Origin of the sequence: Sphaerimonospora cavernae (genome assembly GCF_042435035.1) — a bacterium.
GTDB classification, from domain to species: Bacteria; Actinomycetota; Actinomycetes; order Streptosporangiales; family Streptosporangiaceae; genus Sphaerimonospora; species Sphaerimonospora cavernae.
In genome coordinates, this window is the sequence record NZ_JBHMQT010000054.1 from 57,772 (window position 1) to 71,243 (window position 13,472).

Genomic DNA, 13,472 nt, shown 5'->3' on the forward strand with positions numbered 1-13,472 from the left:
GGTTGCGACGGCAATCCACCGGTTGGGGCCGTGAGGCGTGTCGGAGCCGCGAGCGACGTGCCCCTGTCGGCGGTCATTCCCGCGGCCCTGTCCCACGGGCCCGCTCCAATGGTGCCTCATGGTTTCTTCTCCGCCACCCCGGCGGCGTCGAAGGTGGCGACCTCGCGCATGACCCGGGCCGCGGCGGCGACCAGCGGCTGGGCGAGCAGACCGCCGGTGCCCTCGCCGAGACGCAGCTCCAGGTCCACGAGGGGGCGCAGGCCGAGGTGCGCCAGCGCGGCGGCGTGGCCGGGCTCGGCCGATCGGTGCCCCGCGACGCAGTAGCCGGTCACGTCCGGCGCCAGCGCGGCGGCCGCCAGCGCGGCCGACCCCGCGATCACCCCGTCGAGGATGACCGGCACCCGCTCGGCCGCCGCGCCGAGGACGAACCCGGCTATCGCCGCGTGCTCCAGGCCGCCGACCGCGGCGAGCACCCGCAGCGCCTCCTCAGGTCCGGTTGGTACGGCTCCGGCCGGGGAGATGCCGTTGGCCGGCAGGGCCTGCCGTACCACCTCGATCTTGTGCCGGTGCATGGCGTCGTCGATGCCGGTCCCCCGCCCGGTCACGGACTCGGCATCCCGACCGGTGAACGCGCAGATCAAGGCGGCGGACGCGGTGGTGTTCGCGATCCCCATGTCACCGGTGATCAGGCAGCGGTGACCGGCCGCCACCAGGTCCCGAGCCACTCCGGCCCCGGCCGCGAGGGCCTGCCGGGTCTGCTCGGCCGTCATCGCCGGCCCCTGGGAGAGGTCGGCCGTGCCGTACGCGACCTTGTAGGAGATCAGTCCGGGCGCGGGCGGCAGGTCGACCGCCACGCCCACGTCCACGACGGTGACCGTGGCGCCCACCTGTGCGGCGAACGCGTTGGCCACCGCTCCGCCGGCCGTGAAGTTGGCCACCATCTGTGCGGTGACCTCCTGGGGCCAGGGTGAGACTCCCCGGGCGTGCACACCGTGATCGGCGGCGAAGATCGCGAGCGCGGCCGGGGTCGGGAGCGGGGGCGGGCACACCGCCGCGATCCCGGCCAGCCGTACCGCGACGTCCTCCAACACTCCGAGAGAGCCGCGCGGTTTGGTGAGCCGGTCCTGATGCGCCCGCGCCTCCGCCATCGCCTTCGCGTCGATCGGCCGAATGGCCGCTATCGTCTCATCGATCGGCGTCACCGCTCACCCTCCTCGGTATGCCCCCGGAAACGGCCTCGAGGCGACCGCCTGGCTGGGGCTCCTCAGACGGCGCTGGCGATGCCGGGCCGAGACAGCGACTCCGATCCGATCTCCGTCTCGATCGTACGGTCGATCTTGGAGCCGATCCCGGCGCCGTTCTCTGTGTCGAGCTTGGCGTCGATCTCAGTGTCAGCCACCGCATCGATCTTGTCGAACGCGTTCCGGCTCCGCCCGGGCGGCAGGCCGACCCCGGCGAGCGCCTCCTCGTACCGGTCGATGACGACATCCGCCAGTCCCTCGCAGTCGCCGATCACCTCGGCACACCGGATGTCGAGGCCCTCGTGGTTGGCGCCGTAGGCCAGCGCCTGCGCCCAGATCCGCTCGAGAATGGCGCCGGCGAACAGGACATAGGGCAGGACGATCACCCGCTTGGCACCGAGCCTGCGGCACCGCTCGATCCCGCCGGGCACGCCGGGGCGGCTGTGCGACACATAGGCCGTCTCGACGGTGAGCAGGTCGGCGGCGTGGGTCTCCCAGAACAGCCGGGAGACCCGGTGGACCTCGGCGTTGACGGCAGGCTCGGTCGAGCCGTAGCCGACGAGCACGACGGCGGTCTCGCCCGGCGCGATCTCCTCCGGGGCCTCCTCGGTCACGAACCTCGGCATCTCGGCGCGAGCGTCGGCGAGCCGTTCCGCGAGCAGTTCGAGCACCCGGGGATCGGGCCCGAGAGGACGGCCCAGGTCGTATTCGAGGGTCGGGTGCCGCTCCTGCTCCAGCGCGAGCGTGCCCGGGATGTCGCCGAGGGCGCGCCGGTCGCCGGTCAGGCTGAGCGGCACCGCGATCACGTGATGGTGCCCCCGGGTGACGAGGGAGGTGATGGAGTCGCTGAGCGGTGGGCGGGCCTTCGTGATGAAACCACCGCTCACCTCGGCGGGAAGCCCGTCGAGGCGGCAGCGGAGTCGGTGAACGAATCGGCCGAACTCGGCCACGCCGGTCTCATCGTGAGTGCCATGGCCGATGAGCAGCAGCGGCGGTTTCATCTACCTGATCTCCCATGCCTTGGGCCTGCGAACAGCCGTCGTCCCGGCTCGCGAGGATAGCCTTCCGTGCCCAATCATGGGCTCCGCTTGACCGTACGGCCCAGACCATGCAGGAATTCTTTACCAAATGTCATGAAATCTCCCCCTTTAGCACCCCGAACAGTACGGCATCGGCCCGACCATCCGGCACCGGAAGAGCCTGCCGCAGGATGCCCTCCTCGACGAACCCCGCCCGCCTCGCGACCGCCCGGCTGGCGTGGTTGCCCGTCGCGACCAGCAGGTGGACACGCTGGAAGCCCGACCGCAAGAGGTGGGCGGTGAGCATGCGCACGGCCTCCGCGGCGTATCCCCGCCGCCGTGCCCAGGGCGCGATCCAGTATCCCACCTCGGCATCGCCGCGCTCATGATCCTCGCGCTGCACGCCGATCGCTCCGGCCAGCCTGCCGCCCCCCCGCGGCTCGATGGCGAAGCTGCCGCCGTCGCCGGGACCCGCCGGATGGGAGAGCCGGGTACACCACTCGATCGCCTGCTCCAAGGTGTAGCCGGCGGTCCAGGTCAGCCAGCGGCGCATCTCCGGGTCGTCCCTGACCGCCTCCACGACGTCGAAGGCGTCCCGCCGGACGAACGGCCGCAGCACCAGGCGCTCGCCCTCCAGCCGGCGCCCCTCGGCCGCCGTACGGTCGTCGCCCCGCAGCCGGCCGAAGACCACGAGGTCGTGCGGCCCGTCGTCCTCGAACCCGCCGCCGCGCAGCAGCCCCTCCCGGACGAAGCCTCCCTTCTCGGCGACCCGTAAGGACGCGGTGTTGTCCGAGTTGGCGCGCAGCTCGATCCTCCGCAGCACGCTCTCACCGAGTAGCCGGTCGCAGAGCCCGCGCACCGCCTCGGTCGCGTAGCCGCGCCGCCGGTGCGCCGGATGCACGCCGTAGCCCACCTCGGCGATCCCAGCCGCCCACTGCGCGCGGAACAAGCTGATCGAGCCGACGATGCCGTCATGGGCCTGCATCGCGAGATGGATGCCCTGGCCGGAGCGCCACAGCTCGTGGACCCCGTGAGCCAGCCACCGTCCGATGCCCGAGGGGTGCCCCGGAGCGCCCGGCGGCAGGGTCGTGGGGTGCGCGCCCGCCTTGATGGCCACCTTCACCTGGGCCGTGTCGTCCAGGTGGAACGGTCGCAGCACCAACCGCTCAGTGATGATCGTCAGCCGCTCGTCGAACACCCGCAACTCCACTAGCTACCCGGACTTTTCACCCGAAAGGGGTTAAATGCGGCATCGACCCAGGCGCGCTCCATGTTTGGCGCGGTCGCTACGGGTACGAGGCACGTCAGTGACCCTAATCGGGAGGTGAGGTCATGAGTATCCAACGCGGCAGCGACAAGCACGGCCCACGCCTCGACGACGAGCAGAAGCACGAGACGCAGGGCCTCGTACGCGGAACCGGCTCGAGCCACGCGCAGGAATGGAAGGAACCCGAACCTTCACATCTGCCTGAGGAGGACCTGACCCCCCGGAGCTACTCTCCGCACCACGAGCCCGGGACGCCCGGCGGCATCACCCCCGCCGATGTGGAGCGCCGGAGCAACCTCGCCAAATGGCTGAGCGACGCCGGCTACCCCGCGGATCAGGGAAAACTCCTGGCACACGCCGAGGGCAGGCATGCTCCGGACGCCGTGATAGAGGCGGTGAGCCGGCTTCCCGAGCATTTCAGGTTCCACAACGTGGGCGAGGTCGCCGAGGCTCTCGGGCTCGGGATCGAACGCCGGCGCTGGTGACGGGAGGGGCGTTGAGACTCGACTTCATCCGGCCGCTGTACGACCGGCCGGGGCCGTACGCCTCGGTCTACCTCGACACCGAGCGGTCCGAACAGGGACAGGCCGACGTGGTCCAACGGCGCTGGGCCATGCTCAGGGAGCGGCTGACCGAGGCGGGCGCGCCGACCGACGTCCTCGATCCCATCGGGGGACTGGTACTGGATCCCCGCGTGGTCGCGCCCGGCCGGGCCGTGTTCGCGGCCGGCGGAGAGGTCGTGTTCGCCCATCCTCTCCATGTGCAGCCGCGCAGGCAGACCGCGCGGTGGTCGCCGCTCCCCCACGTGGTCCCTCTGCTGGCCCAGCGCGGGGAGCCGGTGCCGCATCTCGAGGTGCTCGCGGACCACGCGGGAGCCGATCTGGTCATCGCCCGGAACGGCGCACGACGGGAGCTGACAGTGGAGTCCACAACGGACTATCCGATGCAGAAGACCGGAAAGGGCGGCTGGTCGCAGACGCGATACGACCGCGACGCCGAGGAGACCTGGCGCCGCAACGCCGTCGCCGTCGCCGAGGTCGTGGACAGGGAGGTGCACGACAGCGGCGCCGAGATCGTGGTGTTGGCCGGCGACCCGAAGTCGCGCGGCCTCGTGATGGAGCGACTCAGCAAGGACACTGCCAGGAAGGTCACCGTGGCCGAACACGGCAGCCGGGCCGCCGGAGCGGACCGACGGAATTTCGAGGCCGACGTGGACCGGGCATGCGAGGCCTGGGCCGAGCGATGCCGTGCCGAACTGCTCGACGCCTACGCAACCGGGCCGTACGCGACCGGACTGCAGGAAACGGCCCGGGCGCTGCGCGACGCACGCGTACGGACGCTGCTGCTGCACGACGACCCATCGTCGACGGCCACGGTGTGGGTGGGCCCGGAGCCGACCCATCTGTCCACCGACCGGGCCGACCTGCTGGATTGGGGCGTCGCCGAGCCGTTCGAGGAGCGGGCCGACTCCGCGCTGGCACGGGCGGTCGCCGGCACGGACGCCGATCTCTGGTTCGTCGACCACCTCCCGTCACCCGACGGAGTGGGCGCCGTGCTGCGTTTCTGACAAACGTCCCGACCCGAAGCCACCACCCCCAGCCGTGATCTTGCGAATACTCGCAGCGATCGCGACTGACTTGCGGCGATACCTTACGGGAACTGAGCAGATCAGCGGGCATGGTTGCGAGAAATCGCAAGATCACGGCCAGCTTGCAGCGTGGCGCGGATCTCACTCGTCGGCCTGCCCGGGCGCATCCGCGACCGCCTGGCGGCCTGGCGGGCGAGTCCGGTCGCCGACCTCCTGGTCATGGACCCCCGGGACGAGCCCACGCTGAAGGTCGTCCGTGACCTCGTCCTCGGGTGACCGGCGCCGGCCCGCCGCCGTCACCGAGCCGCCGAGGATGAGGGCGGAGGCGATGAGCATGCCGGGCGTGACGGACTCGCTGAGCACGACGACTCCGGCCAGGACCGCGACGACCGGGTTGATGTAGGTGAAGATCACCGAACGGGTGGGCCCGACCTCTCGGATGAGCGCGAAGAACACAACGAATGCCAGAGCGGTGCAGATCAGGGCGAGACCGGCCAATGCGGCCAGGACCCGTCCCGGGGGCATGACCTGCGGCCAGTTCAACGCCGCCGCCGGCGTGTAGACGAGCGCGGCGATGGTGAGGCAGACGGCGGTCATCGGCAGCGACGGAACGTCCTTGAGCCGGCGGGCCGCCAGCAGCGGGGCCGTGGCGTACCCACACGCCGTCAGCAGCAGTTCGACGATCGCCCAGGGGTCGCCGCCCCGCAGGTCGGGCCCGACCAGCACGACGACCCCGGCGAAGCCCAGTACCAGGCCCGCCCATCGGGCGGCGGTGAGCCGGTCGCCGTCGCCGTCGCCGATGATCCTGGCGGCCACCACCGCGATGATCGGCGCCGCCGCGATGACCAGGGCCGCCATCGAACTGGAGACCCGCCGTTCCGCGTCGGACAGCAGCCACCACGGGAGGATGATCTCGATGGTGGCGAAGGCGAGCAGTGGCCGCCAGTAACGGACGAGTCCGGCCAACTGCCCGCCGCGCAGCGCCAACGGGAGCAGGACGGCGGCGCCGACGGCGGTGCGGACGAAGATCAGTACGGGCACCGAGACGCTCTCGACCGCCACCTTGATCATCAGATACGGAATGCCCCAGATGAAGCACATGATCAGGAACAGCAGCCAGCCCCGGCGACTCATGCGTGTCCTCCTCGCTCATCTGACAGCGGGACAACAGTACGGAACGACCCGACTCGTGGGGAACACTTTTTCGATCAGGCGGCCTGCGATCCGTGCCGATTAGGGACAACGCCGGAGGGATAGGAGTGAGGCAGGTGACGCGCATGCCGGGGGGAGATGCAATGCGGTCCGCTTCGTCAGGGGTGAGCCGGTCGGCGGCCGGCGTGTACGCGGGCCTGGCGGCCCAAGCCGTAGCCATAGGGGCACTTGCCGTGTTCGAGGAGACGAGAGGGCGGAGATTGGCCGGACAGCTCGCGGCGTTCGGCGGTGATCCGGATGCGCCGGGGGCCGGCCAGGTGGTCGGGGCGGTGAGCGCCTTCGCGATCTTGATAATCACTGTATCGGCGGCGACAGCACTTGCCGGATCCGCCTATTTGGCCTGGTTGCGGCGGGTACGGCCCGGCACGCCCGCGCTGGCACTGGCCGCCGCGTGGCTGCTACCCGGCGTCAACCTGGTGATGCCCCCGATCCTCGCCGACCTGGCCTGGCGCGAAGCCGTACGGAACAACCGCCCCCGGCTCACTCCGGGGCATGGCGCGCAGCGGCCACGATGGCTGCTGCTGGTCGGCTGCTGGTGGCTGAGCTGGCTGGGGGCGCTCGGCTTGGTGTTCGCCCGTCCGACGCAGCCGGGGCGGGACCTGACGGGAGTCGGCCTGCCCGCGTTGGCCGCCGTCGTGGTCGCGGCGATCCTGTGCGCGGCCACGGTCCGCGAGATCACCTCCCTTCACGAGGACCACGAGTGCCGTGATGACGGCCGGGATGACAGCCGGGATCATGACTGCGATGACGGTGGTGACGACCGGAGCGGCGGAACCGGGAGGAGCCCTGAGGACCGCCAGGCATATCCGATCCAGCAGGGCGGGGACGATCCCGAACGGCCGGGCCTGATCCGCCCGCCGGCGCATCGTTCCAGCTACCGCCGCGCCGTACGGAACAGTCACCGGGCGGAGGGGGTCGGTCCCGAACTGCCCGAGCTGGCATGCCAGAGCCGGCGCTGGGGCTCCTCCGGATGGCGCAGGAACCGCCCCTCCCGGACGCCCGGGGCGGGCCCGATGTCGGAGTAGGGCGACAGCCGGTAGCCGTTGGCGTACTCGATGGGTCGCCCGCCGACGCCCGCGCCCGCCGCACTGGGCGGCGCGGGCGCCTCGCTCAGCACGGCTCGCACGGCGTCGATGCCGTGATCACGCCAGAGCCGGTCGAGGTCGAGCAGGTTCCAGCAGTTCAGGGCGCGCAGCGAGACGGCCCTGGCCCCGGTGCGCCTGACCACGCCCTTCGCGACCAGCAACCACGATCCGAACACGGTCGCGGCGGTGTGCGCCTGCACGGACTCGAAGAACGTCAGGTCGATCAGGCCGGTGGAGTCGTCCAGCGTGGTGAAGATCACCCGCTGGCCCGACCGTATGGCGGGGGTCTGGGTGGCGACCTTCGCCCCCGCCACCAGGATCTCGGCGCCGTTGCGCCGCCGGAGCAGATACCTGGACCTGGTCACGCCGATCGCGTCGAGCAGTTCGTCGTGGAAGCCGATCACGTGGCGGCTGACGTCCATGCCGAGGGTCGCGAGCTCCGCCTCGACGGCCTCGGCCTCGCTCATCTCCGGCAGCTCCCCCGGCACGACCCGCTCGGCGAACCCCATGGGCAGCTGCCCGGCGGTTCCCGGGCCTGAGGCCCGATCGAGGGCGCCCACCTGGGCGATCAGGTCCCGCCTCGTCAGCTCGCCCGGACGCCACCTGGGCTCGCCCGGGCGGAGGCCGTGCAGCGCGTCGAGACCGCCGACCTCCACGATCCGCTCGGTGACCGGCCTCGACGGGCGGGCCCGCTCCCAGAAGTCGGCCAGCGAGGTGTACGGCTGCCCGGCGGCCATCCGCTCGACCTCGGCCTCGCTCACTCCCTTCACGGCCGAGAACGGCACGCGCAGGCCGTACCCCCGGCCGATCCCGGCGTGCCCGGTCTCAGAGTGTCCGGTGGCGGGGGTCCGCTCGACCAGCCAGGTCCCGCCGGAGTGGTTGACGTCCAGCGGAAGGATGTCGACGCCGCACTGGCGGGCCTCGTCGAGGATCACCCGGCCGGGATACATGCCCGGCTCGTGGGTGAGCACGCCGGCGAAGAACGCGGCGGCGTGATGCCGCTTCAGCCACGCCGACTGGTAGGTGGGCAGCGCGAACGCCGCCGCGTGCGCCTTGCAGAACCCGAACCCGCCGAACGCGTCGAGCACCCGCCACGCCCGCTCGACCACGTCGGGGGCGAAGCCGCTGCCCCGGGCGAGCGGGACGAACCAGGCCCGCACGGCCTCCCGGCCGTCCGGCGTACCCAGGGCGCGGCGTGCCTTCTCGGCCTCCGAAAGGCCGCATCCGGTCATCACGTCGATGACCCTCAGCACCTGCTCGTGGAAGACGACCACGCCGTGGGTCTCCCTGAGCGGCTCTCGCAGCTTCTCGTGCGGATAGTCCGGTTCGCGAAATCCGTGTCTGGCCTCCAGGTACGGCGTGACCATGTCGGAGTTGACCGGTCCCGGCCGGAAGAGGGAGATGTCCACGATCAGGTCGTGCATCGTACGGGGTTCCAGCTTGGCGACCAACTCCCGCTGGCCCGGCGACTCGATCTGGAAGCAGCCGAGCGTGCGGCCGGTGCGGATCAGGTCGTAGGCGTCCCGGTCATCGCGGGGGACGGAGTCCAGGTCGATCTTCCGGCCGTCGACCCGTTCGATCTCCCGGAGGGAGTAGGCCATCGCCGACTGCATGCGCACGCCGAGCACGTCGAGCTTGAGCAGGCCGGCCGCCTCGACGTCGTCCTTGTCGAACTGCGACATCGGGAAGTCCAGCATGCTGCGCTCCACCGGAGTGCGGTCGCGGAGCGTGGAGTTGCCGATCAGTACACCGCACGGATGCAGCGCGATGTGCCTGGGCAGCCCGTCGAGCCGTTCGGCCAGCCGGAACACGGTCTCCAGCGACCGGTCGTTCAGCCCGCTGTCGCGTAGTTCCGGCAGATCGGACAGCGCGGCGCGGATCTGCCCGGCCCGGACGTGCGGGAACGCCTTGGCGATGACGTCGATCTCATGCGGGGGCAGGCCCATGGCGGCCCCGACGTCCCGGATCGCGCTGCGGGCGCGGTAGGTCTCCATCATCGAGACGCAGGCCACGCCGGTCTCGCCGTACCGGCCGAGGATCGCCCGGTAGCAGTCGAGGCGGCGCGCCGACTCCACGTCGACGTCGATGTCGGGCAGGCCGCGGCGTCCCTCGGACAGGAAGCGCTCCATCAGCAGGCCGTGTTCGAGCGGGTCCACGTCGCCGATGCCGATGAGGTAGTTGACCAGGCTGCCCGCGCCGGAGCCGCGGATGGCGCAGCGGACGCCCATCGAGCGGATCAGATCCGTGATATCGGCGACGGTGATGAAATATCCGGACAGCCGCTTCTTCTCGATGATCGCCAGCTCCGCGGCCAGCCGTCCGCGTGCGTCTGCCGTACGGGCCGAACCCGGACGACTCAGCCCTCGGCGGCGCAGCCCGTCCTCGCAGCGGCGGCGCAGCAGCGGCACCGGGTCCTCGCCGATCTCCGGCAGGTGGAGCCGGGGATTCTCGCCATCGAGCAGGGGAACGATCTCGACGGGGTCGAGCGCGCACCGCTCGGCGACCCGTCGCGTCTCCCCCAGCAGCCGTTCGGCCAGGTCCAGGTCGCCTCCGCAGATCCGGAGGGCCACCCGTGCCATCTCGCGGCCGTCCTTGAGGTAGGCGTGCGCGGTGGGATGATCGACGTGCCTCGGGTGGAGCGGCACGAGCCGGCGCGCCGCGTCGAGCACGTTGCCGACCTGGTGGTCGGCGGCGTCCAGATAGCGGACATCGTTGGTCAGCACGGCGGGTACGCCCATCGAGTAGGCGAGGCCCAGCATGCGGGTGGCCGTGTTCGCGTCGCGGTAGCCGTACAGGTCGGTCACCTCGACCGCGACATCGGGCACCGCGGAGCGCCACGCGTCCAGCAGCGCGCGGGCCCGGTCGTCGCGGCGTTCCGCCACCGCGCGGCCGACGTCCGAGCGGGGACCGAGCAGCACCGTCAGCCGCGGCCCGCAGCCCCCGACGCCGGCCCCGACGCCGGCCCCGACGCCGACCGTGCCGACGGCGTGTTCGGCCACCGTCTCCGGCGTGACATACGGCTCGCCGCGCTCTCCGAGTCGATGGGCGGCCGTGACCAGCCGGCACAGCGTCGCCCAGCCGTCGGACCGGGCCAGCACGACGATCCGCCGCGGCTCGCCGTTCCCGCCGCGTTTCCCACCGCCCGGGACCGACACGGCATGGCCGTCGCGGAGGACGAGGTCGACGCCGACGATCGGCGTGATGCCCCTGCCGTGACACGCCTGGACGTGCTTGATCGCGCCGTAGAGGCCGTCGCGGTCGGTCAGCGCGAGCATGTCCATGCCATGCTCGGCCGCCCGCCGCGCGAGCGAGTCCGGGAAGGCCGTGCCGTACCTGAGGGAGTAGGCAGAAGCCGTATGAAGGTGGATGAAGGGGGCCATCAGGGCCCTCCCACCGCGTCTCGCGTCCGGAACTTTTCCATCAGTCCCATGCCCTCAGCAGGAGCCAGACACCGCCGGCGGAGTCAAAACGCAGCTCATAAGTTCCGATCTCCCGGCCGTCCGCGGCCGCCACCCGCCAGAAACGCCGCTCGCCGGGGTCGTTGTCGGAGGTCTTCCACCACTCGCGGGCGACCACCCAGTGGTCCTGCACCTCACGGATGGTGTAGAGCCGATCACGCCAGACGAACTGGACCGGCTGCCCGCCCCTGGTCCATACCTCGATCGGATCGCCGTAAAGCTTGCTCAAGGCACTTCTCCCTGTGGCTCTCCCTGCCACCCGGGGGAAGACGGGCGGATCGACCGGCGAAGTCACTCGCCGCTACTTCGAACATACGTTCCCCAGCAGCCCGAACGCAAGTCGCCACACCTCAAGGGCAGGCCCACACCGGCGGGGCCGGGGTGGCTGAGTCAGACGCCGATGGGCCCGGCCGGTCGTTTCGCCGGCCGGGCCCTGTTGTCCGTCGCGGGATCGGGCTGACCACCCGTCAGGGCGAACCGTTCGCCGACTTCAGATCCTCGAAGGGGAACCGGTCGGCGAAGGCGGGCTCGAGGTCGTCGAGCCAGATCGCTTCGGGATCATATTTGGCGAAGAAGGGCTGGTTGACCAGGCTGGAGTCCCGGCACTGGATGAGGTGCAGCGCGAAGACCTTCTCGCCGGACAGCTCCACGACACCGTCGACGCAGACCTTGCCCGGAGTCGCCGACATCGAGGGGCCGCGCACCGTGCGAGCCAGGCCGGAAACGTTCCGGTAGGCGTCCCGGAAGATCTGTTGGGCCCGGGCGAGCGGCACCGCGAAGTAGTCCTGCGGGCCGGTGTCGCGCTCGACGAACATGTAGTAGGGGATCATCCCCATGCGGGTCTGCTGCCGCCACATGCTCTCCCAGAGCACCGCATCGTCGTTGATCGAGCGGATCAGCGGGGCCTGGGTACGGATGATCGCACCGGTGTCGCGGATCCGGCGCACCGCCTCCCCCACCGCTGGGGACGCCAACTCCCGTGGGTGGGTGAAGTGCGCCATGAAGGCGAGGTTCCGGCCCGACCGCACCACCTTCTCGAACAGGCGCAGCATGTCGTCGGCATCCGGGTCGGTGAGGAACTTGTACGGCCAGTAGGCCAGGGACTTGGTGCCGATCCGGATGGACTCCAGCTGCTCCAGATCCAGCAGCGGCTCGATGTGCCTGCTCAGCACGGACGCCCTCATGATCATCGGGTCGCCGCCGGTGAACAGGACACCGGTGATCCCCGGGTGCGCCAGCAGGTACTCCTTCAACCTGCCGACATCCTCGGCGGCCATCTTCAGATCGGGCTCGCCGACGAACTGCGCCCAGCGGAAGCAGTAGGTGCAGTACGCGTGGCAGGTCTGCCCCTGCCTGGGGAAGAACAGCGCCGTCTCGTCGTACTTGTGCTGGACGCCGGGCAGTTCGTCTCCGGCGAAGGTGGGGACGTTGAGCTGCAGTTGCCCGGCCGGATGCGGATTGAGCTTCCTGCGCACCGCCGTCGCCGCGGCGGCGACCTCACCCGTGGGCGCCTGCCGGCGCAGCAGGTCCGCGAGGTGGGCCACATCCTCCGGAGGAAGCATGTCCTCCTGCGGGAAGATCAGCCGGTAGATCGGATCGTCCGGCGCGGCATGCCAGTCGATCAGCTCGTCGACGACGTAGTTGTTCGTGCGGAAGGGCAGCACTGTGGCCACGGCCCGGGCGGCGACCCGCTGATCGGGGGTCAGCCCGGCCCGTGCCAGGAGCTCGTCCAGATGTCTCGAGGTGAATACGCGGAATTTGGGGGACAGGGTCGGTGCAGCCGAGGGTGCGGCATCGTAAATCAAGGTCACCGTGGGGCGTTCCTTGGGATCGGAAGCGGGGAACCTACACGATCACGGCACCGGCGAGGCGCTCGCAATCCCTTCCCATTTGAACAGATGTCACGCCTTTTGTCATGTTTGTCGTTTTTTGCACCGTTCCACCGATATCAGTGAGGCGTGAGTGACGCCGGAGACAGGCCGGATCTCGGCGCGACCAAGAACGACGCAGGGCCACCCGTCAATGGACCGTGAAACTTTCATCCGTACGGCTCGGCCCGGCGGCCGGCTCCGCCACGAGCGCTTGACGTCGGGCCGATCAATTTGTCCGGTTCTTCGCCAATTGCTCGCCGATCGTTCAGAATGAAATCGCAGGGTCAGCGAAGAATCACCGGTTAGGAGAAACGATGACCCCCTACGGCCCCCGGACGAATCCTCACAACGATCTCATCCGGGTGGGCGACGCCGAACGGGACGCGGTGACGACGATGCTCCACGAGGCGTTCAGCGAAGGCCGGCTCAACTCTCACGAACTGGACCAACGCCTGGACGCGGCGCTCAACGCCCGCACCCGACGCGATCTCGACGTCCTCATCTTCGACCTGCCGCAGGCACAGTCGGTTCCCCAGCGGCGGCCCGCGTCCCGGCCGCACCCGGCCGGCCTGCCGCACGCCCTCGCGGTCGCGGGAATCGCCACCGCCCTGGGACTGGCGCTTCTGCTGACGACGGGCCACTTCCCCCTCTTGCCTCCCATCATCGTGGCGGTGCTGCTCGCCAACCGCCACCTGTGGCGAGGCCATCGCGGCCGCAGGTGCTGATCGCCT

At 70.5% G+C, this 13,472-nt stretch carries 10 protein-coding genes and 1 pseudogene; 4 read left to right on the forward strand and 7 right to left on the reverse strand.

Features of this window, described 5'->3' with window-relative positions:
- Positions 1–116: 116 nt before the first annotated feature.
- The 3 genes from cobT to ACFHYQ_RS23780 form a co-directional block, all read right to left on the reverse strand.
- Positions 117–1,202 (reverse strand): nicotinate-nucleotide--dimethylbenzimidazole phosphoribosyltransferase, encoded by a 1,086-nt coding sequence (gene cobT, locus ACFHYQ_RS23770; protein WP_394303345.1) that lies wholly within the window; start codon positions 1,200–1,202, stop codon positions 117–119.
- A gap of 62 nt (positions 1,203–1,264) precedes the next feature.
- Positions 1,265–2,242 (reverse strand): sirohydrochlorin chelatase, encoded by a 978-nt coding sequence (locus ACFHYQ_RS23775; RefSeq protein WP_394303346.1) that lies wholly within the window; start codon positions 2,240–2,242, stop codon positions 1,265–1,267.
- Positions 2,243–2,372: 130 nt separating this feature from the next.
- Positions 2,373–3,458 (reverse strand): GNAT family N-acetyltransferase, encoded by a 1,086-nt coding sequence (locus tag ACFHYQ_RS23780; protein ID WP_394303347.1) that lies wholly within the window; start codon positions 3,456–3,458, stop codon positions 2,373–2,375.
- 134 nt (positions 3,459–3,592) lie between these two features.
- Here ACFHYQ_RS23780 and ACFHYQ_RS23785 point away from each other — a divergent pair, with 134 nt between their 5' ends.
- Both ACFHYQ_RS23785 and ACFHYQ_RS23790 read left to right on the forward strand, forming a co-directional pair.
- Positions 3,593–4,012 (forward strand): DUF2795 domain-containing protein, encoded by a 420-nt coding sequence (locus ACFHYQ_RS23785; protein ID WP_204017451.1) that lies wholly within the window; start codon positions 3,593–3,595, stop codon positions 4,010–4,012.
- 11 nt (positions 4,013–4,023) lie between these two features.
- Positions 4,024–5,094, forward strand: a complete 1,071-nt coding sequence (locus ACFHYQ_RS23790) for a baeRF2 domain-containing protein (RefSeq protein WP_394303348.1) — start codon at positions 4,024–4,026, stop codon at positions 5,092–5,094.
- Positions 5,095–5,256: 162 nt separating this feature from the next.
- Here ACFHYQ_RS23790 and ACFHYQ_RS23795 read toward each other — a convergent pair whose 3' ends face one another.
- Positions 5,257–6,249 (reverse strand): DMT family transporter, encoded by a 993-nt coding sequence (locus tag ACFHYQ_RS23795; RefSeq protein ID WP_394303349.1) that lies wholly within the window; start codon positions 6,247–6,249, stop codon positions 5,257–5,259.
- 161 nt (positions 6,250–6,410) lie between these two features.
- Between ACFHYQ_RS23795 and ACFHYQ_RS23800 the strand changes: the two are divergent.
- Positions 6,411–6,995 (forward strand): annotated as a pseudogene (locus tag ACFHYQ_RS23800) (DUF4328 domain-containing protein); the annotation flags it as partial.
- A gap of 230 nt (positions 6,996–7,225) precedes the next feature.
- Here ACFHYQ_RS23800 and ACFHYQ_RS23805 read toward each other — a convergent pair.
- From ACFHYQ_RS23805 to ACFHYQ_RS23815, 3 genes are all read right to left on the reverse strand, one after another.
- Positions 7,226–10,792, reverse strand: coding sequence for a DNA polymerase III subunit alpha (locus ACFHYQ_RS23805; RefSeq protein ID WP_394303350.1), 3,567 nt, complete (start codon positions 10,790–10,792; stop codon positions 7,226–7,228).
- Positions 10,793–10,832: 40 nt separating this feature from the next.
- Positions 10,833–11,099, reverse strand: a complete 267-nt coding sequence (locus tag ACFHYQ_RS23810; protein WP_394303351.1) for a DUF6504 family protein — start codon at positions 11,097–11,099, stop codon at positions 10,833–10,835.
- 238 nt (positions 11,100–11,337) lie between these two features.
- Complete coding sequence (locus ACFHYQ_RS23815; protein ID WP_394303352.1) at positions 11,338–12,681, reverse strand: KamA family radical SAM protein; 1,344 nt, start codon at positions 12,679–12,681, stop codon at positions 11,338–11,340.
- A 374-nt stretch (positions 12,682–13,055) separates the two neighbouring features.
- On the opposite strand from ACFHYQ_RS23815, the gene ACFHYQ_RS23820 reads away from it, so the two are divergent.
- Entirely contained in the window at positions 13,056–13,466 is a 411-nt protein-coding gene (locus ACFHYQ_RS23820; RefSeq protein WP_394303353.1) for a DUF1707 SHOCT-like domain-containing protein, read from the forward strand.
- Positions 13,467–13,472: the final 6 nt, after the last annotated feature.

What these genes read in the sequence shown, in the direction of transcription:
- ACFHYQ_RS23775 (WP_394303346.1), bottom strand. Translation starts at nt 2,242, where the DNA reads ATGAAACCGCCGCTGCTGCTCATCGGCCATGGCACTCACGATGAGACC.
- ACFHYQ_RS23785 (WP_204017451.1), top strand. Translation starts at nt 3,593, where the DNA reads ATGAGTATCCAACGCGGCAGCGACAAGCACGGCCCACGCCTCGACGAC.
- ACFHYQ_RS23795 (WP_394303349.1), bottom strand. Translation starts at nt 6,249, where the DNA reads ATGAGTCGCCGGGGCTGGCTGCTGTTCCTGATCATGTGCTTCATCTGG.
- ACFHYQ_RS23805 (WP_394303350.1), bottom strand. Translation starts at nt 10,792, where the DNA reads ATGGCCCCCTTCATCCACCTTCATACGGCTTCTGCCTACTCCCTCAGG.
- ACFHYQ_RS23820 (WP_394303353.1), top strand. Translation starts at nt 13,056, where the DNA reads ATGACCCCCTACGGCCCCCGGACGAATCCTCACAACGATCTCATCCGG.